This window comes from Rossellomorea marisflavi, assembly GCF_009806575.1.
In the GTDB taxonomy this organism is placed as follows: domain Bacteria; phylum Bacillota; class Bacilli; order Bacillales; family Bacillaceae_B; genus Rossellomorea; species Rossellomorea marisflavi_A.
In genome coordinates this window covers 3,395,324-3,418,657 of the sequence record NZ_CP047095.1, presented here as the reverse complement: position 1 = coordinate 3,418,657, position 23,334 = coordinate 3,395,324, and the positions used below count along the sequence as shown (strand labels likewise).

The 23,334-nt window shown below is 48.2% G+C and carries 25 protein-coding genes, 1 pseudogene and 2 riboswitches; of the genes and pseudogenes, 21 read left to right on the top strand and 5 right to left on the bottom strand.

Going from position 1 to position 23,334, the window contains the following annotated elements; translation table 11 throughout:
- The 12 genes from D5E69_RS17780 to sufB all read left to right on the top strand — a co-directional run bounded on the left by D5E69_RS17780 (nt 1) and on the right by sufB (nt 10,158).
- Nucleotides 1-312 carry a thioredoxin family protein gene (locus D5E69_RS17780; RefSeq protein WP_048007060.1) on the top strand — a complete coding sequence of 104 codons (312 nt, stop codon included), beginning with the start codon at nt 1-3 and terminating at the stop codon, nt 310-312.
- Nucleotides 313-552: 240 nt separating this feature from the next.
- The gene (locus D5E69_RS17775) at nt 553-906 is read left to right on the top strand and encodes a hypothetical protein (RefSeq protein WP_048007059.1); all 354 of its coding nucleotides are present in this window, start codon (nt 553-555) and stop codon (nt 904-906) included.
- A gap of 97 nt (nt 907-1,003) precedes the next feature.
- Nucleotides 1,004-1,110: riboswitch (SAM riboswitch) on the top strand.
- Nucleotides 1,111-1,264: 154 nt separating this feature from the next.
- The gene (locus D5E69_RS17770) at nt 1,265-2,275 is read left to right on the top strand and encodes a methionine ABC transporter ATP-binding protein (protein ID WP_048007058.1); all 1,011 of its coding nucleotides are present in this window, start codon (nt 1,265-1,267) and stop codon (nt 2,273-2,275) included.
- Nucleotides 2,272-2,940, top strand: coding sequence for a methionine ABC transporter permease (locus D5E69_RS17765; RefSeq protein ID WP_048013292.1), 669 nt, complete (start codon nt 2,272-2,274; stop codon nt 2,938-2,940). Before D5E69_RS17770 ends, D5E69_RS17765 begins: the two co-directional genes overlap by 4 nt.
- Nucleotides 2,941-2,956: 16 nt before the next feature.
- Nucleotides 2,957-3,784 carry a MetQ/NlpA family ABC transporter substrate-binding protein gene (locus D5E69_RS17760; protein WP_048007056.1) on the top strand — a complete coding sequence of 276 codons (828 nt, stop codon included), beginning with the start codon at nt 2,957-2,959 and terminating at the stop codon, nt 3,782-3,784.
- 74 nt (nt 3,785-3,858) lie between these two features.
- Nucleotides 3,859-4,224 (top strand): carboxymuconolactone decarboxylase family protein, encoded by a 366-nt coding sequence (locus D5E69_RS17755; RefSeq protein ID WP_048013290.1) that lies wholly within the window; start codon nt 3,859-3,861, stop codon nt 4,222-4,224.
- 241 nt (nt 4,225-4,465) lie between these two features.
- Complete coding sequence (locus D5E69_RS23415) at nt 4,466-4,642, top strand: YuzK family famiily protein (RefSeq protein WP_162838966.1); 177 nt, start codon at nt 4,466-4,468, stop codon at nt 4,640-4,642.
- Nucleotides 4,643-4,948: 306 nt separating this feature from the next.
- Nucleotides 4,949-5,734 carry a Fe-S cluster assembly ATPase SufC gene (sufC, locus tag D5E69_RS17750; RefSeq protein ID WP_048007054.1) on the top strand — a complete coding sequence of 262 codons (786 nt, stop codon included), beginning with the start codon at nt 4,949-4,951 and terminating at the stop codon, nt 5,732-5,734.
- Nucleotides 5,735-5,751: 17 nt separating this feature from the next.
- Nucleotides 5,752-7,062, top strand: a complete 1,311-nt coding sequence (gene sufD, locus D5E69_RS17745) for a Fe-S cluster assembly protein SufD (RefSeq protein WP_148796490.1) — start codon at nt 5,752-5,754, stop codon at nt 7,060-7,062.
- Complete coding sequence (locus D5E69_RS17740) at nt 7,062-8,291, top strand: cysteine desulfurase (RefSeq protein WP_148796492.1); 1,230 nt, start codon at nt 7,062-7,064, stop codon at nt 8,289-8,291. Before sufD ends, D5E69_RS17740 begins: the two co-directional genes overlap by 1 nt.
- Nucleotides 8,281-8,721, top strand: a complete 441-nt coding sequence (gene sufU / locus D5E69_RS17735; RefSeq protein WP_048007051.1) for a Fe-S cluster assembly sulfur transfer protein SufU — start codon at nt 8,281-8,283, stop codon at nt 8,719-8,721. Before D5E69_RS17740 ends, sufU begins: the two co-directional genes overlap by 11 nt.
- Nucleotides 8,722-8,760: 39 nt before the next feature.
- Nucleotides 8,761-10,158: a Fe-S cluster assembly protein SufB gene (gene sufB / locus D5E69_RS17730; protein ID WP_048007050.1), complete on the top strand. Its 1,398-nt coding sequence runs from the start codon at nt 8,761-8,763 to the stop codon at nt 10,156-10,158.
- 97 nt (nt 10,159-10,255) lie between these two features.
- Here the strand turns inward: sufB and D5E69_RS17725 are convergent, their stop codons facing one another.
- Nucleotides 10,256-10,765: a DoxX family protein gene (locus D5E69_RS17725; protein ID WP_063190418.1), complete on the bottom strand. Its 510-nt coding sequence runs from the start codon at nt 10,763-10,765 to the stop codon at nt 10,256-10,258.
- A 259-nt stretch (nt 10,766-11,024) separates the two neighbouring features.
- Between D5E69_RS17725 and D5E69_RS17720 the strand changes: the two genes are divergently transcribed.
- The 6 genes from D5E69_RS17720 to D5E69_RS17695 all read left to right on the top strand — a co-directional run bounded on the left by D5E69_RS17720 (nt 11,025) and on the right by D5E69_RS17695 (nt 18,408).
- On the top strand, nt 11,025-11,867 hold the full coding sequence (locus D5E69_RS17720; RefSeq protein WP_159129973.1) for a DUF72 domain-containing protein: 843 nt from the start codon (nt 11,025-11,027) through the stop codon (nt 11,865-11,867).
- A gap of 43 nt (nt 11,868-11,910) precedes the next feature.
- The gene (locus D5E69_RS17715; RefSeq protein WP_063190416.1) at nt 11,911-13,272 is read left to right on the top strand and encodes a bifunctional metallophosphatase/5'-nucleotidase; all 1,362 of its coding nucleotides are present in this window, start codon (nt 11,911-11,913) and stop codon (nt 13,270-13,272) included.
- Nucleotides 13,273-13,407: 135 nt separating this feature from the next.
- Complete coding sequence (locus D5E69_RS17710; RefSeq protein WP_159129972.1) at nt 13,408-14,517, top strand: HD-GYP domain-containing protein; 1,110 nt, start codon at nt 13,408-13,410, stop codon at nt 14,515-14,517.
- Nucleotides 14,518-14,650: 133 nt separating this feature from the next.
- Nucleotides 14,651-14,832, top strand: a riboswitch (Lysine riboswitch).
- Between the two features lie 114 nt (nt 14,833-14,946).
- Complete coding sequence (locus tag D5E69_RS17705; RefSeq protein WP_048007043.1) at nt 14,947-16,512, top strand: Na+/H+ antiporter NhaC family protein; 1,566 nt, start codon at nt 14,947-14,949, stop codon at nt 16,510-16,512.
- Nucleotides 16,513-16,765: 253 nt separating this feature from the next.
- The gene (locus D5E69_RS17700; protein ID WP_063190414.1) at nt 16,766-18,295 is read left to right on the top strand and encodes a sodium-dependent transporter; all 1,530 of its coding nucleotides are present in this window, start codon (nt 16,766-16,768) and stop codon (nt 18,293-18,295) included.
- Nucleotides 18,295-18,408, top strand: coding sequence for a methionine/alanine import family NSS transporter small subunit (locus tag D5E69_RS17695; protein WP_079515657.1), 114 nt, complete (start codon nt 18,295-18,297; stop codon nt 18,406-18,408). The genes D5E69_RS17700 and D5E69_RS17695 overlap by 1 nt, the downstream gene beginning before the upstream one ends.
- A 42-nt stretch (nt 18,409-18,450) precedes the next feature.
- On the opposite strand, the pseudogene D5E69_RS17690 reads toward D5E69_RS17695, so the two are convergent.
- A pseudogene (locus tag D5E69_RS17690) lies at nt 18,451-19,415 on the bottom strand (M23 family metallopeptidase).
- A 257-nt stretch (nt 19,416-19,672) separates the two neighbouring features.
- On the opposite strand from D5E69_RS17690, the gene lipA reads away from it, so the two are divergent.
- Complete coding sequence (gene lipA, locus D5E69_RS17685) at nt 19,673-20,590, top strand: lipoyl synthase (RefSeq protein WP_048007041.1); 918 nt, start codon at nt 19,673-19,675, stop codon at nt 20,588-20,590.
- 408 nt (nt 20,591-20,998) lie between these two features.
- Here lipA and D5E69_RS17680 read toward each other — a convergent pair whose 3' ends face one another.
- On the bottom strand, nt 20,999-21,700 hold the full coding sequence (locus D5E69_RS17680) for a YhcN/YlaJ family sporulation lipoprotein (RefSeq protein ID WP_048007040.1): 702 nt from the start codon (nt 21,698-21,700) through the stop codon (nt 20,999-21,001).
- Nucleotides 21,701-21,815: 115 nt separating this feature from the next.
- On the opposite strand from D5E69_RS17680, the gene D5E69_RS17675 reads away from it, so the two are divergent.
- Nucleotides 21,816-22,091 (top strand): YutD family protein, encoded by a 276-nt coding sequence (locus tag D5E69_RS17675; RefSeq protein ID WP_048007039.1) that lies wholly within the window; start codon nt 21,816-21,818, stop codon nt 22,089-22,091.
- A 36-nt stretch (nt 22,092-22,127) separates the two neighbouring features.
- Here D5E69_RS17675 and D5E69_RS17670 read toward each other — a convergent pair whose 3' ends face one another.
- Both D5E69_RS17670 and D5E69_RS17665 read right to left on the bottom strand, forming a co-directional pair.
- Nucleotides 22,128-22,418 (bottom strand): hypothetical protein, encoded by a 291-nt coding sequence (locus tag D5E69_RS17670; protein ID WP_048007038.1) that lies wholly within the window; start codon nt 22,416-22,418, stop codon nt 22,128-22,130.
- Nucleotides 22,419-22,478: 60 nt separating this feature from the next.
- A complete protein-coding gene (locus D5E69_RS17665; RefSeq protein WP_048007037.1) occupies nt 22,479-22,748 on the bottom strand; it encodes a DUF3055 domain-containing protein in 270 nt (89 codons plus the stop codon).
- A 131-nt stretch (nt 22,749-22,879) separates the two neighbouring features.
- Between D5E69_RS17665 and D5E69_RS17660 the strand changes: the two genes are divergently transcribed.
- Nucleotides 22,880-23,317 (top strand): DUF86 domain-containing protein, encoded by a 438-nt coding sequence (locus D5E69_RS17660; protein WP_048007036.1) that lies wholly within the window; start codon nt 22,880-22,882, stop codon nt 23,315-23,317.
- The last annotated feature ends 17 nt before the right edge of the window (nt 23,318-23,334 follow it).

Sequence of the window (23,334 nt, the reverse complement as noted above, 5' to 3'; positions counted from 1 at the left end):
TTGAAAGAGTTGAACAGCCAGGAAGCGCTGCACACGATACGGGAGAATGAAAGACTGCTTGCGCTCTATCTGTACACCCCCATGTGCGGCACCTGCCAGGTTGCAGGTAGGATGATTGATATTGTAGAGAAACTGCCTCAACCATTCGTTTTTGCAAAGGCAAATCTGAATTACCTGGCAGGATTTGCAACAGAGCATGCGGTCGAAAGCGTTCCTTGCCTCCTGCTATTCAAAGATGGAGTCGAGGTGGAACGGATCTATGCGTTTCAATCTGTACCGTTTTTGTATGAAGCTTTGAATAAGGTAGCATAAAGGGCCGAAAAGGCCTTTTTTTTGTTCGAATGGTAATAGAAACTGAAAGATTCTCACGGAAACTACTGCGACTTTTCTACATACCGGGACATATTTCTCGGGAAATGAAGCGAACCCGCCAACTTATTGTCTGTTGGGTCCTTCCTTCGACAGTGCGTCCACAATCTGTCGAGAAAGTACAGGAGGATAAACTATCCAATAGTGGAATTAGTTAAGTATCCGAGATACTGGAGGGGTTGCATGAGAGAGTATTTAGAGAAAGTCGTAGATCAATGCGAGACCAGGTATCACTTACAATTGTTATTTCCAGACACCCCGTTCGTCCTACATTTCCAATGCGGCACTAGCGGCCACAGTCTGTCCATTTCTAATAAGGGCTGCAACGTACTTCCCGATCCTCACCCAGATCCCAACCTGACGATAACGGCTGGAGATGTCCGGCGGTTGATTGCTTTACTTGAAGGGAATGAACGATTGACTTCCCTTGTCGATAAAAAGGAAATCGAAGTCCGTGGAGGTTACCGGCATCTGTTGTTTGCTGAATCGGTGCTTTGGTTGACCCGATTTCACATGGTCGAACCAGTGAGCGTATAATGTGCAAAAAAGAATTGACACCTTGTTTATTCGGTGATAGTATCTGTTTAGTAACAAATTTCTGAGTATTTAGTATGAATAATTGAATAACGTTTATCTCTTATTTAGAGTGGTGGAGGGAAGTGCCCGATGAAACCCGGCAACCGTCAATTAAAATTGAAATGGTGCCAATTCACTCGAAGCGAAGGCTTCGACAGATGAGGGAAAGTCAACTATTGAAATAGTATGCCTTTCTGCTTATCGCAGGGAGGCATTTTTGTTTTTCAAAAAATGAGGTTGGATGTTTTAACAATAATGACGTATTTGGATATAATTCCTAGTAAACAGGTGGTTTTACTGATGACGAGGTGGATACAACATGATTACGATTTCTGATGTAAAAAAAATCTTTCAAACCAAAAATGGTACGGTGTCAGCTGTCGATGGGGTGGATATGACCATCAAGGATGGGGAAATCTTCGGTGTCATCGGGTACAGCGGTGCAGGAAAGAGCACGTTGATCCGGATGCTGAATGGGCTCGAGCTACCCACTGATGGATCTGTGGATGTGAACGGTCAAGTGATATCAAAGGCGAAGGGACGTAAACTCCGTGAAGCCCGGCAGTCCATGGGGATGATCTTTCAACATTTCAATCTCCTTTGGTCCCGTACGGTACTTGAAAACATCCAGTTCCCACTCGAGATAGCCGGAGTGCCAAGAGGAGAACGGATCAGGAAGGCGAATGAACTTCTCCATCTGGTAGGACTTGAAGGCAGGGGGGATGCTTATCCGGCGCAACTCAGTGGAGGTCAGAAGCAGCGCGTCGGGATTGCAAGGGCACTTGCGAATGATCCGAAGGTGCTCCTATGTGATGAAGCTACGTCCGCACTGGATCCCCAAACCACGGACAGCATCCTGGATCTTCTTGTTGATATCAATGAGCGTCTTGGGCTCACCATCGTCCTCATCACCCACGAAATGCACGTCATCCGTAAAATCTGTCACAGGGTGGCGGTCATGGAAGCGGGAAAAGTGGTCGAAGAGGGGGATGTCCTAGAGGTATTCCGTAATCCGCGTCAGGAAGTGACGAAGCGCTTCGTGAAAGAGGTCGCACAGCAGCAGGAGTCGGATGACATCCTCGATCAGTATCCGGATGGGAAAGTGTTGAAGCTTACATTCGTTGGAAGCGGTACGGATCAGCCTCTCATCACCTCACTGATCCGAAGGTTCGATCTTGAGGTGAACATCCTTCAGGGCCAGATTTCGCAAACTCAAAAAGGAGCATTCGGCACGCTGTTCATCCATCTGAAGGGTGAACGTGAAATCCTCGATCAGGCGGTCGCCTTCGCTGAAGAACAATCGGTGAAAGTGGAGGTGATGGAGCGATGATCGAGAAAATCTTTCCGAACGTCGATTGGGAAAAGATGTGGGAAGCCACTCTTGAGACCCTGTATATGACTGGTATGTCGGTGATCGTAACATTTGTCCTCGGGCTCGCACTAGGGATTTTATTGTTCCTCACATCAAAAGGGAACATCTGGGAAAATAAGGTGGCCTATTCCATCACCAACGCTGTGGTCAATGTCTTCCGGTCGATCCCCTTCATCATCCTGATCGTCCTGTTGATCCCCTTCACCAAAGTGTTGATTGGTACGATCCGAGGGGCGAACGCAGCGTTGCCTGCTTTGATCATCGGGGCTGCCCCGTTCTATGCCCGCATGGTCGAGATCGCCCTGCGCGAAGTCAATAAAGGGGTCATCGAGGCGGCAAAAGCGATGGGAGCAAAAACGAGCACCATCATCATGAAGGTCCTTCTTCCTGAATCCATGCCTGCCCTCATCTCCGGAATCACAGTGACGGCCATCGCATTAGTCGGTTACACCGCAATGGCGGGCGTCATCGGTGCAGGGGGACTGGGAAACCTTGCTTTCCTGGACGGATTCCAGCGCAGCAGGACCGATGTCACCCTGGCGGCGACCATCTTGATCCTGGTTCTTGTATTCATCATTCAGCTTGTCGGTGATTATTTCACCAATAAAATAGATAAACGATAAAAAGGAGAGAAATCAGATGAAAAAATGGTTAGTGGGCACGATTGCAGCAGCAAGTATTGTAGGATTGGCAGCATGCGGAACCAGCGGGAGCAACGGTAGCTCAGGCGATTCAAAGGAACTCGTGGTCGGAGCATCTAACGTCCCTCATGCTGAGATTCTGGAAGAAGCAAAACCGATCCTTGAAAAAGAAGGGATCGACCTGAAGATCGAGACGTATCAGGATTACGTACTTCCGAATAAAGATCTGGACAGCGGGGACCTGGATGCGAACTACTTCCAGCACATTCCTTACCTTGAGGGGCAAAAGAAAGAACACGGATATGATTTCGTCAGTGCCGGCGGAATTCACATTGAACCGATGGCTGTCTACTCGAAGAAGCATAAATCCCTTAAAGATATCCCGGAAGGCGGAACCATTCTATTCAGTAACTCCGTGGCAGAACACGGAAGGATCCTTACCCTGCTTGAAGCAAACGGGCTGATCAAACTGAAGGATGGAATCGATAAAACCCAAGCAACACTGGATGATATCGCCGAAAATCCTAAAAAGCTGAAATTTGACTACGAATATGAGCCGGCGCTTCTTACTCAGCTTTACAATAACGAGGAAGGCGATGCCGTCGTCATCAACTCCAACTATGCCATCGATAGCGGACTGGATCCGGTCAAGGATTCCATTGCCATCGAAGACAAGGATTCACCGTATGTGAACATCATTGCAGTCAAAAAAGGTGATGAAAACAAAAAAGAGATCAAGGAGCTTGTCAAGGTGCTCCAGTCTGATGAGATCCAGGACTTCATCAATAAAGAGTGGAAAGGGTCCGTCGTTCCGGTCAAAGAATAAATACCAAACATAATCTTTTTGCAATAAGCTCATACTATTTTCGATCACTCGAATTAGAATGGAGCTGAAAGTGAATGCAGGTAGAGCCTAGAAATACAACGGAAGCGGCCCTGCTCGATTACAAGACGGGGCTCGGGATCTTCACTGAAAAAATGCCGGAGCTGGCGCAACAATACAATGCTTTCACGGAGCATTGTTTCCGTGAAGGAGTACTATCGAAGAAAGAGAAGCAGCTGATCGCCCTTGGCATCAGTTTGTATTCTCAAGATGAGTACTGCATCATCTACCATACAAAGGGCTGTCTCGATCAAGGGTGTACGGAAGAAGAAATCCTTGAAGCCGTGGGTGTGACCGCTGCATTCGGCGGCGGTGCAGCCATGAGCCAGGCTGTCACGCTTGTACAACAATCCATGCACGATCTCAATGAACTGAAGCATTAAACGGAAAGGAGGGTCTTCGGACTCTCTTTTTTCGCTTTTCAAAGAGGATGAACTCCTTTCAGGAGGATACAGGCGGAAACGTGTAAGAAAGTCTGACAATTTAGTGCAGAACAGGAGTGAAGGATGATTTTCTCAAAAAATCACCCCACACACGTTTTGGCAAAAGAATGGCAGGGTAGTATCCTTAATGAGTAACACAAAAACCTGAAAGGAATGATTCACTATCGACTCTCTTGACAGTATGTCGTACACAAGCGAAATGGAAAAGGCCATGCATGGAGCCCACGGAGTAGGGTACGAGGTGTACAAACGAAAGCATGAAGTTCGGATGCAAGTAGAGAAGCAGAGAGAGAAGGATTATAGGGAAAGCCGCAGGATGATTGCTGCACTCGATCGAAAAGTGCATGCTAATATATAGAAGAATGACGGAGGAGCCGGTGATGGATGAATCACTGGTTTTTCTTATGTATAGAGGTTTAAATGGTCATCCATCCGTGATAAGGTAGGGGATGTGGGAACATGATTCGGTCAAAGGGCGAATCATGTATGCAGAAGGGCGTTTGGGCCAACAATAGAAGGGTATTTTTTCCCGTTTCCATGCCGTCCCCTTTTGTCTGAAAAAGTTGATTATAGCTTTTATTTGTTATAAGATTGTAATGATAATAAATTGAGAATGGATAAAGAATCCCTTTATTTCATTTATAAAGTCACGGAGGTAATATACATGGCAGGTTCTACTTTAACAATCAAAGATCTTCATGTTGAGATCGAAGGTAAAGAAATCCTCAAGGGTGTCAACCTTGAAATCAAAGGTGGAGAAATTCACGCGGTCATGGGACCGAATGGTACTGGTAAATCCACTCTTTCATCTGCAATCATGGGTCACCCGAAATACGAAGTGACAAAAGGAAGCATCACGTTCGACGGTGAAGATGTCCTTGAAATGGAAGTGGACGAACGCGCACGCGTAGGTCTTTTCCTGGCTATGCAATATCCAAGTGAAATCAGCGGTGTGACGAATGCCGACTTCCTTCGTTCTGCCATCAACAGCCGACGCGAAGAAGGGGAAGAAATCTCCCTTATGAAGTTCATCCGCAAAATGGATTCCGAAATGGAATACCTTGAAATGGATCCGGATATGGCACAGCGTTACTTGAACGAAGGATTCTCCGGTGGGGAGAAGAAACGTAACGAAATCCTTCAGTTGATGATGCTTCAGCCTAAGATCGCCATCCTTGATGAGATCGATTCAGGACTTGATATCGATGCCCTTAAAGTCGTTTCAAAAGGAATCAACAAAATGCGCGGAGAAGACTTCGGCTGCCTCATCATCACTCACTATCAACGTCTGTTGAACTACATCACACCTGATCACGTTCACGTGATGATGCAAGGACGCGTTGTGAAGTCCGGCGGTAAAGAACTTGCTCAACGCCTTGAAGCAGAAGGCTATGACTGGATCAAAGAAGAACTGGGAATCAAAGACGAAACTGTCGGCCAAGAAGCGTAAGAGTTAGGAGGATGAATATGACTGTAGAAACGAAACTACCAGTAGATCAAGACTATGTCAGCTCCTACTCAAAACAACTCGGAGAACCAGAATGGATGACGGCCCTGCGTACAGACGCATTCGCCAAAGTCTCACACCTGAACCTCCCTGTTGCGGATAAAACGAAGATCACCAACTGGAACTTCACTCAATTCCAGAAGCATACAGTCGAAAGTGCTGCGTTTTCATCCATGAGCGAGCTGCCCGAAGAAATTAAAGCACTAGTAGAATCTGAAAGTGAATCAGGGAGCCTGTATATCCAGCGCAATAATACTCCTGCCCACTTGAAGATCACGGATGAACTGAAGGACAACGGCGTCATCTTCACCGATATCTTCACTGCTGTGAAAGAGCACAGTGACCTTGTCCAAAAATACTTCATGACCGATGGTGTGAAAGTGGATGAGAACAAGCTTACCGCTCTTCATGCGGCCCTTATGAACGGAGGTACGTTCCTCTACGTTCCTAAAAATGTGGAGCTGACTGAACCTGTTCAGGCCGTATTCATCCATGATGATGCGGAAGTAGCCATGTTCAACCACGTACTTGTTGTGGCAGAAGACAATAGTTCTGTCACTTATGTGGAAAACTATCTTTCTACAGTGGACGTGGAGAATGGCGTGTTCAACATCGTATCAGAAGTCGTGGCTAAGGATAATGCCAAGGTCGCTTACGGTGCCGTGGATACCCTTAACAGCGGAGTGACGACATACGTCAACCGACGCGGTGTGGCATCACGTGATGCGCGCATCGAGTGGGCACTAGGCCTGATGAACGACGGAGATACGGTTTCTGAAAACGTGACGAACCTGATCGGTGACGGTTCTTACGGCGATACGAAATCAGTCGTTGTCGGTCGCGGTAAACAAAAGCAGAATTTCACCACCAAGGTTGTTCATTTCGGTAAAAATTCCGAAGGCTACATCCTTAAACATGGTGTGATGAAAGATGAAGCTTCTTCCATCTTCAATGGAATCGGAAAGATCGAGCACGGTGCTTCGAAATCGAATGCCGAGCAGGAATCACGCGTCCTCATGCTGAGTGAAAAAGCGCGCGGAGATGCAAATCCGATCCTATTGATCGATGAAGACGATGTAACTGCAGGACATGCTGCCTCTGTAGGGCGCGTTGATCCGCTTCAACTTTACTACCTCATGAGCCGCGGGATCCCTCAGAAAGAAGCTGAACGTCTCGTGATTCACGGATTCCTGGCGCCGGTTGTCAACCAGCTGCCGATCGAGGGCGTGAAGAAACAGCTTGTCGAGGTAATCGAAAGGAAAGTCAACTAATGGATATTCAAGAGATTCGTAAACATTTTCCGATTCTCGACCAGGAAGTGAACGGCCATCCATTGGTGTATCTGGATAGTGCAGCCACCTCTCAAAAACCGATTTCGGTCATCGAGGCTGTGAGCGACTACTATAAAGGCTATAATTCGAACGTCCACCGCGGGGTCCATACCCTCGGTACAAGGGCGACGGATGGATATGAAGGAGCACGTGAAAAGGTACGCTACTTCATCAATGCGGCGACTACGGAAGAAGTGATCTTCACCCGTGGGACGACGACATCCATCAACACCGTCGCAGCAAGCTACGGCCGCGCCAATGTGGAAGAAGGCGACGAAATCGTCATCACCCACATGGAGCACCATAGCAACATCATTCCATGGCAGCAGCTTGCCAAGGAAAAAGGGGCCGTCCTGAAGTACGTTCCCCTGCAGGAAGATGGAACCATCACCCTGGAGGATGTCCGTGCAACGATCACGTCCAAGACGAAAATCGTGGCCATCATGATGGTCTCAAACGTACTCGGTACGATGAATCCGATCAAGGAGATCACGAAAATCGCCCATGAAAACGGAGCGGTCATGATGGTGGACGGTGCCCAGGCTGCCCCGCATATGAAGATCGACGTGCAGGATCTCGACTGTGATTTCTTTGCCTTCTCAGGCCATAAGATGGTCGGACCTACTGGAATCGGTGTTCTGTACGGGAAGAAGAAGCACCTGGAAGCGATGGAGCCGGTAGAGTTCGGCGGCGAAATGATTGATTTCGTCGGGCTTTACGACTCTACCTGGAAAGAGCTCCCGTGGAAGTTCGAAGGGGGCACCCCGATCATCGCTGGTGCGATCGGTCTTGGGGCCGCCATCGACTTCCTCGAAGATATCGGTCTTTCCAACATTGAAGCCCATGAACATAAGCTTGCCGCTTATGCCCTTGAAAAAATGAGTGCTGTGGAAGGCATGAAGATCTTCGGACCACAGGATCCTGCACAGCGTGCCGGACTCGTGACGTTCAACATCGATGACGTCCATCCACACGATGTCGCTACCGTCCTTGACTCGGAAGGCATAGCCGTCCGTGCCGGCCATCACTGTGCACAGCCGCTGATGAAATGGCTCAATGTATCAGCAACAGCCCGCGCCAGCTTCTATCTGTACAACACAGAAGAAGAAATCGACAGATTGGTCGCGGGGCTAGTGAAGACGAAGGAGTTTTTCAGCGATGTCTTTTAATAACTTAGATCAGCTCTATCGGCAGGTCATCATGGATCATTACAAGAATCCACGGAATAAGGGTTCTCTCGATGATGGCAGCTTTACCATCGATATGAACAACCCGACGTGCGGTGACCGCATCCACCTTACACTGAAAGTGGAAGACGGGATCGTCCAGGATGCGAAGTTCGACGGAGAAGGATGTTCCATCTCCATGGCTTCGGCATCCATGATGACCCAAGCGGTCAAAGGCAAGGAGATCGACGAAGCACTCAAGCTTTCGAAGATCTTCTCGGATATGATGCAAGGAAATGACTATGACGATGATGTCGATCTTGGAGATATAGAAGCATTACAAGGAGTCGCCAAGTTCCCGGCCCGCATCAAGTGTGCGACGCTCGCGTGGAAGGCGATGGAAAAAGGAGTGCGTGAAGAAGAGCAGAACTAAGCTTTTCTTCTTGCTCCATTAACGAATGGAGGAATCAACATGGCGAAGAAGATGCCTGAGATCGGAGATTACAAATACGGTTTTAGCGATAAAGACGTATCGATTTTCCGTTCAAAACGCGGTTTGACGCGGGAAATCGTTGAAGAGATCTCCCGTATGAAAGATGAACCGAAATGGATGCTTGATTTCCGCTTGAAATCATTGGATCATTTCTATAATATGGCGATGCCTCAGTGGGGAGGAAATCTTCAGGAACTGAATTTCGATGATATCACGTACTACGTGAAGCCATCTGAGAAGTCCGAGCGCAGCTGGGATGAAGTTCCGGAAGAAATCAAGCAGACGTTCGATAAGCTTGGAATCCCTGAAGCAGAGCAAAAATACCTTGCCGGTGTATCGGCTCAGTACGAGTCCGAAGTGGTTTACCACAACATGCAGGAAGACCTCGAGGAAATGGGGATCGTCTTCAAGGACACAGATTCTGCTCTTAAAGAAAATGAAGAGCTGTTCCGTGAGCATTGGGCGAAAGTCATCCCGCCTACAGACAACAAGTTCGCAGCATTGAACTCGGCTGTATGGTCAGGTGGATCCTTCATCTATGTACCGAAGGGCATCAAAGTGGATACGCCACTTCAAGCCTACTTCCGTATCAACTCGGAGAATATGGGTCAGTTCGAGCGTACGCTCATCATCGTTGATGAAGATGCGAGCGTTCATTACGTAGAGGGATGTACAGCACCTGTCTACACAACGAACTCCCTCCACTCGGCTGTCGTCGAGATCATCATCAAGAAAAATGCGTACTGCCGTTATACAACGATCCAAAACTGGGCGAACAACGTTTACAACCTTGTAACGAAGCGTGCAGTATGTGAAGAGAACGCAACGATGGAATGGGTCGATGGAAACATCGGTTCAAAACTGACGATGAAATACCCTGCTGTCATCCTTAAAGGGGAAGGCGCCCGTGGTATGACGCTTTCTATCGCACTTGCGGGTAAAGGGCAGCATCAGGATGCCGGTGCCAAAATGATCCACCTTGCACCGAACACGTCCTCTACGATCGTTTCCAAATCCATCTCGAAACACGGTGGGAAAGTAACGTATCGCGGAATCGTGCATTTTGGACGCAAAGCGGAAGGCGCACGCTCGAACATCGAGTGTGACACGCTGATCATGGATAACCAATCCACTTCTGATACGATCCCTTACAACGAAATCCTGAACGATAACATTTCCCTTGAGCACGAAGCGAAAGTATCGAAGGTTTCTGAAGAGCAGCTCTTCTACTTGATGAGCCGTGGAATCTCAGAAGAAGAAGCAACGGAAATGATCGTAATGGGCTTCATCGAGCCGTTCACGAAAGAACTTCCAATGGAATATGCCGTTGAAATGAACCGTCTGATCAAGTTTGAGATGGAAGGTTCAATCGGATAATAATCAACGCAGATGATAAGACGGAGCCCATTTCGGCTCCGTCTTTTTTATCTTCTTAAGGAAGAAAATTTCCTGTTGGTGGTCCGTTCACAGGGTCCTATACCGCCGGAGCTAACTTCTTATGCCCTTTTCGATTTTGCCGCTGTTTCTTCACATAAGGCATTACCCACCGATCCAGTCCACACCGGCCGGCATTCGCTCCTGCGACAAGCAGGAAGATCGTGAGGATGACCATCTGTGGGTTGGTGCTGGTGGTTCCGCTGAGAAGGAAGCTGAAGTTCATCGTGATGCCGCCGAGGGCTGCAAGATTCGTGAACAGTCCGAGGATCAAGCCGATTCCGACGAGAACCTCTCCCCACATGACGAGTGTGGCGAACAACTCATGGTTAGGGAGTGCGACCTGTTCAAGGAAGGTTGCCCACCACGTCTGTACAGCCGGATGATCACCTGTCGCCTTGCCAATTGCTCCCTGGAGGAACCCGGTGACTTCGAATCCACCGGTGATCTTCCCAATGCCGGAAGTCAGCCAGAAGTACCCCAGATACAGCCTGATAATCGTCAATACGCCTGCCACTGCTTTATTGTTACGTAAAAATGCGTTTACCATCACCATTCACTCCCTGATTCCGTTTTAAGAGGGCTAGCTCCTCTACACTTTCAGTATAAGCAAGTAAGAGAAAAAAGACGATAAGTTTGTTCAGTATTTCACAAACTAGACATTTCTTCATGACAAACTTGTTAACTTTTGGATGAAAGGGTTAAAAGGGATCATGAGGTCATTTTAATAAGCAATTCCGACACCTCCAAACGGAAATCGAATGGGTTGTGTGATAGAATGAATTCACATAAAAGGCAGGTGCTGAACGATGATCTATGTTGGCGTGACTGGGTGGGGGGACCATGACACCCTTTATGAAAACGTCCCGGCAAGGGATAAGCTGAAGGAGTACGGCGCCCACTTCCCGGTGGTGGAAGTGGATGCATCCTTTTATGCCGTACAGCCGGTGAAGAATGTAAGGAAATGGGTGGATGAAACACCTGATGCGTTCCGATTCATCGTGAAGGCCTATCAGGGGATGACGGGGCATCAGCGCGGTGAGATCCCGTTTGAATCAAAGGATGCCATGTTTGAGGCATTCAAGGAATCCCTCGTTCCATTCCTAGAGAGCGGTAAGCTTGCCATGGTCCTATTCCAATTCCCGCCATGGTTCGACTGTACAAAAGATAATGTGAACTATATCAGATATTGTAGGGAACAGATGCAGGGGATCCCGGTGTCTCTTGAGTTTCGTCACCAAAGCTGGTATTCACCTGATTTCCGCCAGGGGACGCTCGGTTTCATGAAGGATGAAGACTGGATCCATTCGATCTGTGATGAGCCTCAGGCTGGAGAGGGATCTGTCCCAAGAGTGGTCGAAGCGACGAATGGAGATGCCACCCTCATCCGGTTCCACGGACGGAATGTGTATGGCTGGAATCACACGGGTCAGGAAAACTGGCGTGAGGTCCGTTATCTCTACCGGTATAATCAGGCCGAGCTTGAGGAGTGGATTCCCCATATCAGGAAGCTTGAGCAAGAATCGAAGGATCTGTATATCCTTTTCAATAATAATTCAGGCGGTGACGCAGCGGATAATGCCAAACAGATGATCGAACTGCTTGGAATACAGTACAGCGGCCTTGCACCGAAGCAGCTGGATCTGTTCTGATGCACATGTAGAAAAAGGCAAAGCCTTACAGGAGTGAACTTAATTGAAAGAAACGATCCATATTTATCACACCAATGATTTGCATAGTCATTTTGAGCACTGGTCGAGGATAAGGGACCTCATGAAGGACCGGAGACTGCTGCATGAGAGCGAAGGAGAAGAGGTCTTCGTATTTGATGTAGGAGATCATGTCGATCGCTCCCATCCTCTCACAGAGGCCACCCTCGGAAAGGGTAACATCAAGTTCCTGAACGAAGCAGGGTACGACGGAGTCACGATCGGGAACAACGAGGGCATCACCCTTGATCATGAAGAATTGAATCACCTGTATGATGAAGCGGCATTCCCGATCATCCTTGGGAACCTCTTCGACGAATCCATGGCGATGCCGGATTGGGTCACCCCTTATCAGATCTACCGGACGAAAGGGGACGTGAAGATCGGGGTCCTTGGTTTAACGGCGCCTTTCTATCCTTTTTATCAGGCGCTGGGCTGGACCGTCACCGAGCCGATCGCTGAGCTGAGGAAGCTGTTGGACGAACTGAGGCCGAAAGTGGACGTGCTCATCCTTTTATCCCATCTGGGCATCCGTGATGATGAATGGATCGGGGAGGAGTTCCCCGAAGTGGACGTCATCCTCGGAGCCCACACCCATCACATCCTTCAGGAAGGGAAGGAGGTCAACGGCACCCTTCTCGGTGCAGCGGGCAAGTACGGGAATTTTGTCGGTCATATGGTGATCGAAGTGGATTCTTCAAGCAAGAAAATCCTCACGAGGAAAGCCGGGCTCTATGCGTATGAAGATCTTCCTGAGACCGGGGTTGAGCCGGATGAAAAACGAAGGTGGGTACTGGAGGGTCAAGCATTACTGGAGGAAGAAATTGCTGATCTGAAAACAGGGCTCTCCGTCGACTGGTATGCTCCGTCGCCGCTACCACTCCTTCTCAGTGAAGCGCTCATGGAGTGGACAGATGCCGATTGTTCGTTCGTGAATGCGGGACTCCTCATGGAAGGCCTGCAAACAGGGGCCGTCACAAAGAGGGACCTGCATCACATCCTGCCACACCCGATTAATCCGTGTCTGATCACGCTCACGGGAGAAGAGCTGAAGGAGATCATCACGCTCACCTTAAATGAATCGTGGCCAGCTCTTGAAGTGAAAGGTCTGGGATTCAGGGGTAAGGTCCTCGGGCAATTCGTTTACACCAATATCAGCTTTACTGAAGGTGATCTGTTGGTGGAAGGAGAGCGTCTTGATCCTCATGAGAGCTACAAGGTGGCACTGCCGGATATGTTTACATTCGGTCACTTCTTCCCTTCTCTAAAAACAAAACCGAAAAAGTATTTCATGCCTGAGTTCTTGCGGGATGTCCTTGGGTGGAAACTCGGCAAAATGAATAATTGAAGCAACAGGTTTTCCTTTCTTCTATGAATAATCCTTGCAATAGGTAATTATACCTTGCAGAATTACAGGTTTCCTTTATAATGGACATATTAGTAAATTTTGTCGAAAAATGAAGGGGATATATAGGAGATTAGTATGATGCTCATTTCTACAAGGTCCATCAGATCCGGCATGGTTCTAGGTTCACCGGTCTATAACATGAGAGGAAAGATGCTGATTCATGATCGCGTGCCGCTCACGGACCGCATGATTCAGCGGCTGTTAGAGTTGAATATTCAATATGTTTATATCGAAGATTCTCTTTCCCATGGAATCGAGGTCAAAGAGACCGTTTCAAAGAAAGTGAGACAGGAGACGATCAAAAGCATCGAGAAGGCATTCAGTCAGGTCAAGCAATCGGGCATCCCGAAAAGCGTGTTGTTTGAGGAGAGTGCTAGGCAAATGACTGGCATCATCGGAGTCGTCCTGCAGGAAGTCAAGGAGAACAATGACCTTCTGACGATCCTGACAGATGTTTTCTCCTATGATTCTTATATCTTCCATCATTCGTTCAATGTGACACTCTATACCCTTTCGATCGGCCTTAAGCTGAATCTTCCCCAAAAGCAGCTCGAACAGCTCGGGGTTGGAGCGATTCTTCATGATATCGGCAAAATGTGCATATCGGAGGAAATCCTCATGAAGCCGGGCAGACTGACGGAAGCGGAATTTGCTGAAATCAAACTCCATTCCGAGAGGGGATTCGAAATTCTCCGCGGTCTCCATTCGGTATCCATCCTGGTAGCGCACTGTGCGTATCAGCATCATGAGAGATTAGACGGATCCGGGTATCCAAGGGGAATCACAGAAGAAGATATCCATCCATTCGCCAAGATCATCGCGGTCGCTGACGTCTTTGATGCCATGACCTCCAACCGGGTATACCGGGATGCCATGCTTCCCCATCAGGCGCTCGAGATCCTTTATGCAGGAGCGGGGACCCTGTTCGACAGGGAGGTCATCGAAGCCTTCAGGCGCTCCGTGGCCATCTATCCGAATGGGATGATCATCGAGCTGAATGATGATCGGAAAGCCATCGTGGCCGAGCAGAATCAAGGGGTGACCGACCGTCCTGTTGTACGGATCGTCGAAGAGCTGGGAGAACGTCTGGAAACCCCTTATGAAATCGATTTGAGCAAGGAATTTGATATCATCATCACGGGCTTTGATCCGGATTTTGAAGTCGGGATCCCTTCCCGTACATGACCCCCCTCTATCGTGGGGTCTTTTTTGCGTTGAATGGTTTAAAATATTTCCATATAGGGAATATCCATTGTCAAAGACCCGGCAGTTTGATATAGTTGTATAGAAAATTTTATAAGCAACCACATCATCAATCCGATGGGGTAGAGGCGCAGGGTTCATTAGTAAGCTGTTTGAGGATGACAACTGAGAGAACAGATGAAAGGGAACTTTTGCCGAAGTAGCCATGTATGTCGAATGCATGGGTGCTGGGGTTATCTTGAAAAAGGATGACACTGTCATTATAGAGGTACTCTATAATGGGGAGCTACAGATCGTGATGGAGCACTTACGTTACTGACAAGGTAATGATAGTATCTCTATCATTGCCTTTTTTGTTTGCCTTCTATCATGTTTCAGCACTTCCCCCCTATCAATTCATAGGAGGAACTCATGGAAAACACCATTTACTCATTGATCCCGCCACTCTTGGCCATCTTGATGGTCGTACTGACGCGGAGGGTACTTTTATCCCTCGGTGTAGGGATTGTAGCATCAGCACTCTTAATAGCCAATTTTTCAATCGTAGAAACGATCTCCCTCGTATGGGATGGTTTCATCGGGAATCTATACGCAGATGGAGAATGGAATAAAGGGAATATCTTCATCATCCTTTTCCTGCTTCTGCTTGGTATCATCACGGCATTCATCAATATCACGGGCGGAAGCCGTGCCTTCGGTGAATGGGCCATCAAGCGAGTGAAGACCCGCAGGGGTGCACAACTCCTTGCAGCCGTACTCGGTATCATCATCTTCATCGACGATTATTTTAATGCACTTGCGGTCGGTCAGGTAGCACGTCCTGTCACGGACCGTCACAATATTTCAAGGGCAAAACTTGCCTATATCATTGATTCGACTTCAGCTCCCATTTGTGTGGTTTCACCGGTTTCAAGCTGGGGGGCGTACATCATCGGCATCATGGGGACGATCCTGGCTGCGCATAATGTGACCGACATTTCGGCATTTTCTGCCTTCGTGCAAGTTGTTCCGATGAACTTTTACGTTTGGGCCACGATCCTTTTCGTATTGTTGATTGCCATCAGGGGCATCGACTTTGGGAAAATGCGTGAGCATGAAGTGAAAGCGATCCAGACAGGTGAGCTGTATGATGCATCAAAAGAAATCCCAGGAGAACTTAAAAATGAGCTTCCCGTCAGCCCAAGGGGAACAGTCGGTGACCTTGTCTGGCCGATTGTTGCTCTCGTCGTCGGAACGGTCGGTGCCATGCTGTGGACCGGATACCGTGCGGTGGGATCCTTCGATCTTCTCAAAGTGTTCGAGAACACCGATGTAACACTTTCGCTGATTCTCGGAGGGGTTGTCGGATTTATCGTTTCCCTGCTCTTCTTCCTCAGACAGGTGAGTATGAAAGGCGTGGAAGGGAGTGCACTCGGTAAAGGGATCATCGAGGGGGTTAAGTCGATGTTGCCAGCCGTTTACATCCTGTTCTTCGCTTGGACGATCGTTACGCTGATCGGAGAATTGGAGACAGGGAAGTATCTTGCGGGTCTCGTTGAACAATCGAGCATACCTGTAGCGGCCCTGCCTTTCATCCTGTTCGTTGTGGCTGGATTCATGGCCTTTTCGACGGGAACTTCCTGGGGATCCTTCGGGTTGCTTCTCCCGATTGCAGGTGAGATCGCGGCCAATACGGATATCACGATCCTGCTTCCATCCATGGCGGCCGTCCTTGCCGGAGCGGTATTCGGAGACCACTGCTCTCCGATTTCGGATACTACCATCCTTTCCTCCACCGGAGCAGGGAGCAATCACATCGACCACGTCCTCACCCAGCTGCCATATGCCCTCATTGCAGCGGGTGCAGCGGCAGTCGGCTATCTTGTCCTCGGATTCACCGAGAACACGTGGCTCGGGCTGCTGACGGTCATCGTGCTTGTCGTGGGTGTGTCGTTCCTGATCGGGAAGAAATCAGAAACAGTGGCAGAACAGCATTAGCAGGAAGCCGGGAATTCATCCCGGCTTCTTTTTTTTGGGGGATGATGGGGAGTCAGCCGTTCTCCGCAGGTACATCTTCACATGGGGAAAGAGGCGTGGTGAATAAGTAATGCATTCTCTTGTAATGTGTCAGAATTATGAAAAATCTCTTTGACAATTGTCCTAGAACTAGCTATACTGTCTTTAGATTTAATGTTCAGAAAATATAAAAATTTCAATCGAATCCGATTGGAATGACACAGGGGGAAATAAGATGGAAAATCGCAGTCAGTTCGGCACCCGTGCAGGTTTTATCATGGCGGCTGTCGGATCCGCCATCGGACTAGGGAATATCTGGCGATTCCCGGCAGTCGCCTATGAGAACGGAGGAGGGGCATTCTTCATCCCGTATCTATTTGCCCTCTTAACGGCGGGGATTCCACTTTTGATCATGGAATTCACGATCGGGCATAAATATCGAGGGTCCGCTCCGCTCTCTTATTTCAGGATGAACCGCAAGCTTGAATGGCTTGGTTGGTGGCAGGTTGCCATTGCGTTTATTATCTCGACCTACTACTCGGTCATCATTGCATGGGCCATGTCTTACAGCGTATTCTCCTTCAATCTTGGATGGGGAGATGATACAGAAGGGTTTCTTTTCGGGAAATATTTGAATTTGTCAGCGGATGCCGGACAGACGGGAAGCATTGTACCTGGAGTGTTCATTCCATTGGTCATCGTTTGGGCGGTGGCGTTGGGGATTCTCTTCCGGGGAGTTAAGAAAGGAATTGAAGTAGCCAATAAGATTTTCATTCCTGCACTTGTTATTATCTTTTTAATCATTGTAATCAGAGCCGTCACTCTTCCTGGTGCAATGGAAGGTCTGGATGCATTCTTCAAACCTGATTTCTCAAAGATCGCTGATCCAAGCGTATGGGTAGCAGCATATGGACAGATTTTCTTCAGTTTATCCATTGCATTCGCCATCATGATTACGTACTCAAGTTATCTTCCGAAGAAGTCAGATATCACCAACAATGCGTTCATCACTGGATTTGGTAACTCCAGTTTTGAGTTGCTGGCCGGTATTGGGGTTTTTGCAGCACTAGGATTCATGGCTCAATCCCAAGGTCTTTCCGTCCAGGATGTCGTTAGTGGGGGCGTTGGTCTCGCCTTTGTAGTGTTTCCGCAGATCATCAATTCTTTTCCTGCACTCAATGGGTTATTCGGCTTCCTTTTCTTCGCATCTCTCGTCTTAGCCGGTTTGACCTCTCTTATTTCAATCACAGAGACATATGTCGCAGCGGTCTCAGAGAAATTTGGAATCTCCCGCAAGAAGGCTGTCTTGTTCGGCGGTGGACTTTCGGCAATTGTCTCTATTCTATTTGCGACTCAGAACGGGTTGCGCTTCCTCGATGTAGCTGACTACTTCATCAATCAATTCGGAGTGGCATTCGTCGGCTTGATCGAAGTCATCGTGGTCGTTTGGTTCTTGCGCAAGCTCAACCCGCTTCAAGCGCATGCCAATGAAATCTCTGATATCCGTCTCGGAGCCTGGTGGAAGGTTTGTCTAGGAGTCATCACACCGGTTGTCCTCGGTTTCATGATGTTTGGATTGTTCAAAATCAATCTTCTGAAACAATTTGACACTGAAAACGGAAACTATGAAGGGTATCCAGATATGTTCATCAACTTAAGCGGATGGGCTGTTGCAGCCTTTGCCCTTGTACTTGGATTCCTCTTTACCGTCAAGCGTTGGAGCTCCAAAACAGAAGCTGACACCACATACAAGGAGGTAAGCTAATGGGTACAGGAGCAATCATCAGCATGATCGTTGGTATCGTAATCATTTGGGGCGGACTTGTAGCGAGCATAGCCAATGCCGTCATCAGTTCGAAAAAGCAGAAGCAGGCATAAGGAAAAAGCAGACGATGGGATGACCTCCCTTGTCTGCTTTTTTTATTCTCCCTTGGCCCGATCCTTCCGCTCCCACATTTTCAGATGGGGATACGGGTCGAAGGACCACTCAGTGATTCCATTGTCTTTGTACATACCATAATGAAGGTGGGGCGGGAATTTTCCTGCCGTCCCCGGGGGCCGTATCCGGAACTTCCCACTCCTCCGATCACCGTGCCGGGCTTAACGACCTGTCCGATCTTCAGATCTTTGGAGAATCCGTTTAGATGTGCATAATAGTGATACGTATTATTGATATCACGTATTCCGATGCGCCATCCCCCATATCGATTCCATCCTTTCATTTCGACGATGCCGTATGAAGTCGACCGGACCGGTACCCCGTAATCGGCAAACAGGTCTGTGCCTTCATGCATCCGTTTACCGCCCCAACCCCGGGCATCACCCCATGTATTCCGGTAGCTGTAGTTATACCTCTGGGGGAGCGGGAATGCTTTCGCGTTGAGGTGGATCGTGTCGAACTTCTTGTACACCAGTGCTTTCCCCATGATGATGCTGACAGTCTTATCCCGCTTGTAATACTCCCATAGGGCAAGCTTCACATTATCGTGATCGATCCCGTAGCGGAGAATGAAGTGGGAAAGGGATGCAAGGCGATCCTCATCACTCAGCAGGCTGGCTTTCCCGTCAAGGTCTCCATCGCGACCGAACCCGTCGAATAGGGAGATGGTCAATGGATTGGCATCTTCCCGGTTGGGATTGAGGGCGCCGGTCCATGTTTCAGGGCTGATGTGAATGGAGATCGGCGAGGTGGGTTTTTCCCTGTCCTGCCTGGAGAAGCGTAAACTCCTCTCGTATTGATCGATGGCCGCCATATAATACCAGGGAATCTGGGTGAGGGCTTCATTTTTTTTGAAAAGCCCCATCCTTTTGTTATGGATCTGTTCCTCTGACATTTCCTTTGCGACGGTCAGTTGAACCGGATGGATGACAATGAAGAAGAACATGAGAGCAGCGAATATCACCTTTTTCAACAAGGGCAACCCTCCTAGGATTTCTATCTGTTTTTAGTTTGTTTCCAGAACGCATTTTCATTAACATCAATAAATGGTAATCATGGTCAGCATGCTTGTTTTCGCATTTTTAGTATGATAAAGTGACAAAAGAGACTTATTGATGATGGCTTTTTTACATAAGATGAACGAGCTGTATTTGCGTTTCACTCTTTGCCTAAGTCAACTATTTAGGATAGGAGATGTGGAGGATGAGTAAGAAAGAAGAACATATCAGAAAACCGGATTGGCTTAAAATTAAGCTGAATACGAATGATAATTATATGGGTCTTAAGAAAATGATGAGGGAAAAGAATCTTCACACAGTATGTGAAGAAGCCCGCTGTCCGAATATCCATGAATGCTGGGGAACACGCCGTACGGCTACATTCATGATCCTTGGTGACGTATGTACGCGTGCCTGCCGCTTCTGTGCGGTCAAAACAGGCCTTCCAAATGAACTTGATCTGGCAGAACCTGAACGCGTTGCGGATTCTGTGCAGCTCATGAACCTGAAACACGTGGTTGTCACAGCAGTTGCTCGTGATGATTTGAAAGATGGAGGATCCCAAGTATTTGCTGAAACGGTGCGTGCGATCCGCCGCAAGAGTCCTTTCACGTCTATTGAAGTACTACCATCCGATATGGGCGGAGTTTTCGAAAACATCAAAACATTGATGGATGCGAAACCGGATATCATGAACTATAACGTGGAAACGGTACGCCGTTTGACTCCAAGAGTTCGTGCCCGTGCAACGTACGACCGTACCCTTGAGTTCCTTCGCCGTGCCAAAGAACTCAACCCTGACATCCCGACGAAATCAAGCATCATGGTGGGGCTTGGTGAAACGAAGGAAGAGATCCTTGAAACAATGGACGACCTTCGTGCAAACCATGTGGATATCGTGACGCTCGGTCAATATCTGCAGCCTTCCAAGAAGCACCTCAAAGTACAAAAATACTACCACCCAGATGAGTTCGCAGAACTTCGTGAAGCCGCCATGGAAAAAGGCTTCAGCCACTGTGAAGCAGGCCCGCTTGTACGTTCTTCGTACCACGCGGACGAACAAGTCAATGCGGCAGCCAAAGCAAGACAGGCAGCTGGTGAACAAGAAATCCAAAACGCATAATACCCAAAAAGCATCCCGGAACCCGGGATGCTTTCTTGATGTTTGGGGACGGGAGGCTCAAGGCCATAAGTCAAGACAACCGAAAAGGCAAAGAACTCCTTTCCGGATGTCTCGCCTTATGCTTGTCGCCTCAGTGCGACCCGCCTCCGCTTTTCGTGATGTCCAGCTCCGGCGTGTTGAGGCTCGAGGTCATAAGTCAAAGCACTCAAAAAGGCAAAGGGCGCCTTTCCGAGTGCTTCGCCTTATGCTTGTCGCCTCAGTGCGACCCGCCTCCGCTTTTCGTGATGTCCAGCTCCGGCGTGTTGAGGCTCGAGGTCATAAGTCAAAGCACTCAAAAAGGCAAAGGGCGCCTTTCTGAGTGCTTCGCCTTATGCTTGTCGCCTCAGTGCGACCCGCCTCCGCTTTTCGTTAGTCCATGATATAGTCTTTTCTGATTTTATCCTGATTGATCTGGTGGACGTCGTCGTCTTGCATTTCGTAATCGGAGGACATTTCGCCGTTGGCGTTTTCACCGTTGTTTATTTCCCGGCCCTGGGGGGAATCCTGTAGCATGAGGCTGATGGTGTTATCGATGCTGTCGCTTACGTTCTCGCTATCGGTATCCATCTTGGCCAGATTTTCGACGTCCCTCATGAGGGCTTTATCATCGGTTACATATACGTGGTACCATCTTGGGATGACTGACATGGCGGTTTTTTTCACCTGATCGGCGACATTGAATCGTCCGTCTTTATCGGTTTTATCCGTTACATATGACACGAGGACCTCTTCGTCGGTAACGAGGGTCGCACAGTCTTTGACATGTGGGATGGCAACGCTCATTTTACTGATCGTATCAGCCACTTGTTCCCTGTTGATGCTGTACATATCCTTCATGGGCATGGCGTTGTTGCCGGGGTTCTTTTGGTGTCGCACGTATCCGAAGTCTTCCCCGCGTTGTGAGCCTTTTTTGGTCCAGCTGTCTTCGTTATAGAGATCTTCTCTGTCGTTGACATTGATCGTATTTCCGTTGTCATGGAACATTTCTTCATTCGACTTGTTGATGCCATTACAGCCGGCACTTGTCACAGTTAGGCCGAGAATGGCAAAGCTTACGAATGTTTTCTTCAATCAAAACACCCCCTATTTCTAGGGTGACCAACCTGAAATGCAATTTATCATAGTAATTAATGGACAATCCGTTATAATTTAAAGTAGAGAGAAAAAGGAAAGTAGGTGGGAGCATATGATCTGCATACAGAATGCATGCTATGAAATCATAGATGAGTATCGGGATGGATTCAATGAGGAAGCATTCAAGGAACGTTACAGTGATATCTTGAGTAAATATGATTACATCTTGGGGGACTGGGGGTACGGTCAGCTTCGGCTGAAGGGGTTCTTCGATGATCAGAACCAGAAGTCTTCCTTTGATACAAAGGTGAGCACCCATAAGGATTACCTGTACGAGTACTGTAACTTCGGTTGTGCATACTTTCTTGTGAAAAAAGTCAAGAAATGAACAAAAGGAACAACGCCTATGTTGTTCCTTTTGTTTTTACTCATTTTCAGTATAAGGCGGTTCTTCATTCCGGTCCGGATCCGCATGGGGAGGATGGGCACCCGGCATTTGCCGAGGAATATCCTGATGGAGCGATTTGTTTTCGTAGTTGAAGGCGCTATAATAGCGCTGTCCGTCTTTCCAGGGGGTGCTTTTGTTCTCAACGGGGGTCTTCTTCCCGATGGGCGAACCATACGGCCCTTCTGGAAGGGTCTCAGGGACGAGGAAGTTTCTACCCGTTTCTACATTGGAGAAGTCTGTATACGACTGATTCTCTTTATCCGGCATGGTATTCCCTCACTTTCGTTTGGGAATAGTATGTGAAAGGCGGGGAAGCTTCATTCATGATTACATGATGACTTCAGAGAGGAAATCCCTTAATTCGATGGCTTCTTCTTCTGTGAGCTTGAATGTGCTTTCCAGATAACCGGGTTCATCCAGGTCATCGCGCCCGATGATGGCGAAGCGGTTACCCTGCAGATCAAAAACCAGGGATTTCCCGTAGTAGCGTTCTGTCTGGGTGATGGCCAGGTCGTATCGCTGCTCTTCTCCCATGAAGCTGACAAAGCGGGTACGGGTCTGTTCAATGTCGTCATAAAGATAAAAACGTTCTTCCACTTGTATTCCCTCCATTTGTATATCGCTTCATTCATCATAACAAAATCAGGTTTATGTGCAACATCTGTCCTTAGTCGGTTACTGGAATCTGTGATAAAATGGGGACAGTACTGCGAGATGAGGTGGACATAATGTATTTTGTGGATAGGGAAAAGATTGAAGAAAGACTCGTATTCATGCAGCATCAACTGGTCCTCTATACTGAAGGCCAGGGATGGGACAAGCCCTACGGGAAGCTTGCCCTTGAGCGGATTGCCCATACCTTGATTGAATCGATCCTGGATGTAGGCAACAGCATGATCGATGGTTTCATCATGAGGGATCCAGGGAGTTATGATGATATCATTGATATCCTCCTCGATGAAAACGTGATCGACGAAGCGATGAGTGAAGACTTCAAGCGGTTCATTGCCAAACGGAAGGACCTTGTTCAGGATTATCCGTCTGTCGACATTCAGGAGATCCATGCCTTGCTGGAAGATATCAAGGCGAATCTGGAGCGGTTCCCTTATCAAATCAGGAGCTATCTTGAGAACGAGCTTGGACCGGTATCGGCATTTAAAAATTGATAACAAAACGCTTTCTG

Bases quoted from the DNA above. Each gene is read 5' to 3' on its own strand.
- D5E69_RS17740 (WP_148796492.1), top strand. From the start codon at position 7,062: ATGGATATTCAAGAGATTCGTAAACATTTTCCGATTCTCGACCAGGAA.
- lipA (WP_048007041.1), top strand. From the start codon at position 19,673: ATGAGTAAGAAAGAAGAACATATCAGAAAACCGGATTGGCTTAAAATT.
- D5E69_RS17720 (WP_159129973.1), top strand. From the start codon at position 11,025: ATGATCTATGTTGGCGTGACTGGGTGGGGGGACCATGACACCCTTTAT.
- D5E69_RS17755 (WP_048013290.1), top strand. From the start codon at position 3,859: ATGCAGGTAGAGCCTAGAAATACAACGGAAGCGGCCCTGCTCGATTAC.
- D5E69_RS17770 (WP_048007058.1), top strand. From the start codon at position 1,265: ATGATTACGATTTCTGATGTAAAAAAAATCTTTCAAACCAAAAATGGT.
- D5E69_RS23415 (WP_162838966.1), top strand. From the start codon at position 4,466: ATGTCGTACACAAGCGAAATGGAAAAGGCCATGCATGGAGCCCACGGA.
- D5E69_RS17705 (WP_048007043.1), top strand. From the start codon at position 14,947: ATGGAAAACACCATTTACTCATTGATCCCGCCACTCTTGGCCATCTTG.
- D5E69_RS17660 (WP_048007036.1), top strand. From the start codon at position 22,880: ATGTATTTTGTGGATAGGGAAAAGATTGAAGAAAGACTCGTATTCATG.
- D5E69_RS17675 (WP_048007039.1), top strand. From the start codon at position 21,816: ATGATCTGCATACAGAATGCATGCTATGAAATCATAGATGAGTATCGG.
- D5E69_RS17765 (WP_048013292.1), top strand. From the start codon at position 2,272: ATGATCGAGAAAATCTTTCCGAACGTCGATTGGGAAAAGATGTGGGAA.
- D5E69_RS17725 (WP_063190418.1), bottom strand. From the start codon at position 10,765: ATGGTAAACGCATTTTTACGTAACAATAAAGCAGTGGCAGGCGTATTG.
- D5E69_RS17695 (WP_079515657.1), top strand. From the start codon at position 18,295: ATGGGTACAGGAGCAATCATCAGCATGATCGTTGGTATCGTAATCATT.
- sufD (WP_148796490.1), top strand. From the start codon at position 5,752: ATGACTGTAGAAACGAAACTACCAGTAGATCAAGACTATGTCAGCTCC.
- D5E69_RS17760 (WP_048007056.1), top strand. From the start codon at position 2,957: ATGAAAAAATGGTTAGTGGGCACGATTGCAGCAGCAAGTATTGTAGGA.
- D5E69_RS17775 (WP_048007059.1), top strand. From the start codon at position 553: ATGAGAGAGTATTTAGAGAAAGTCGTAGATCAATGCGAGACCAGGTAT.
- sufC (WP_048007054.1), top strand. From the start codon at position 4,949: ATGGCAGGTTCTACTTTAACAATCAAAGATCTTCATGTTGAGATCGAA.
- sufU (WP_048007051.1), top strand. From the start codon at position 8,281: ATGTCTTTTAATAACTTAGATCAGCTCTATCGGCAGGTCATCATGGAT.
- D5E69_RS17700 (WP_063190414.1), top strand. From the start codon at position 16,766: ATGGAAAATCGCAGTCAGTTCGGCACCCGTGCAGGTTTTATCATGGCG.
- D5E69_RS17710 (WP_159129972.1), top strand. From the start codon at position 13,408: ATGATGCTCATTTCTACAAGGTCCATCAGATCCGGCATGGTTCTAGGT.
- sufB (WP_048007050.1), top strand. From the start codon at position 8,761: ATGGCGAAGAAGATGCCTGAGATCGGAGATTACAAATACGGTTTTAGC.
- D5E69_RS17670 (WP_048007038.1), bottom strand. From the start codon at position 22,418: ATGCCGGATAAAGAGAATCAGTCGTATACAGACTTCTCCAATGTAGAA.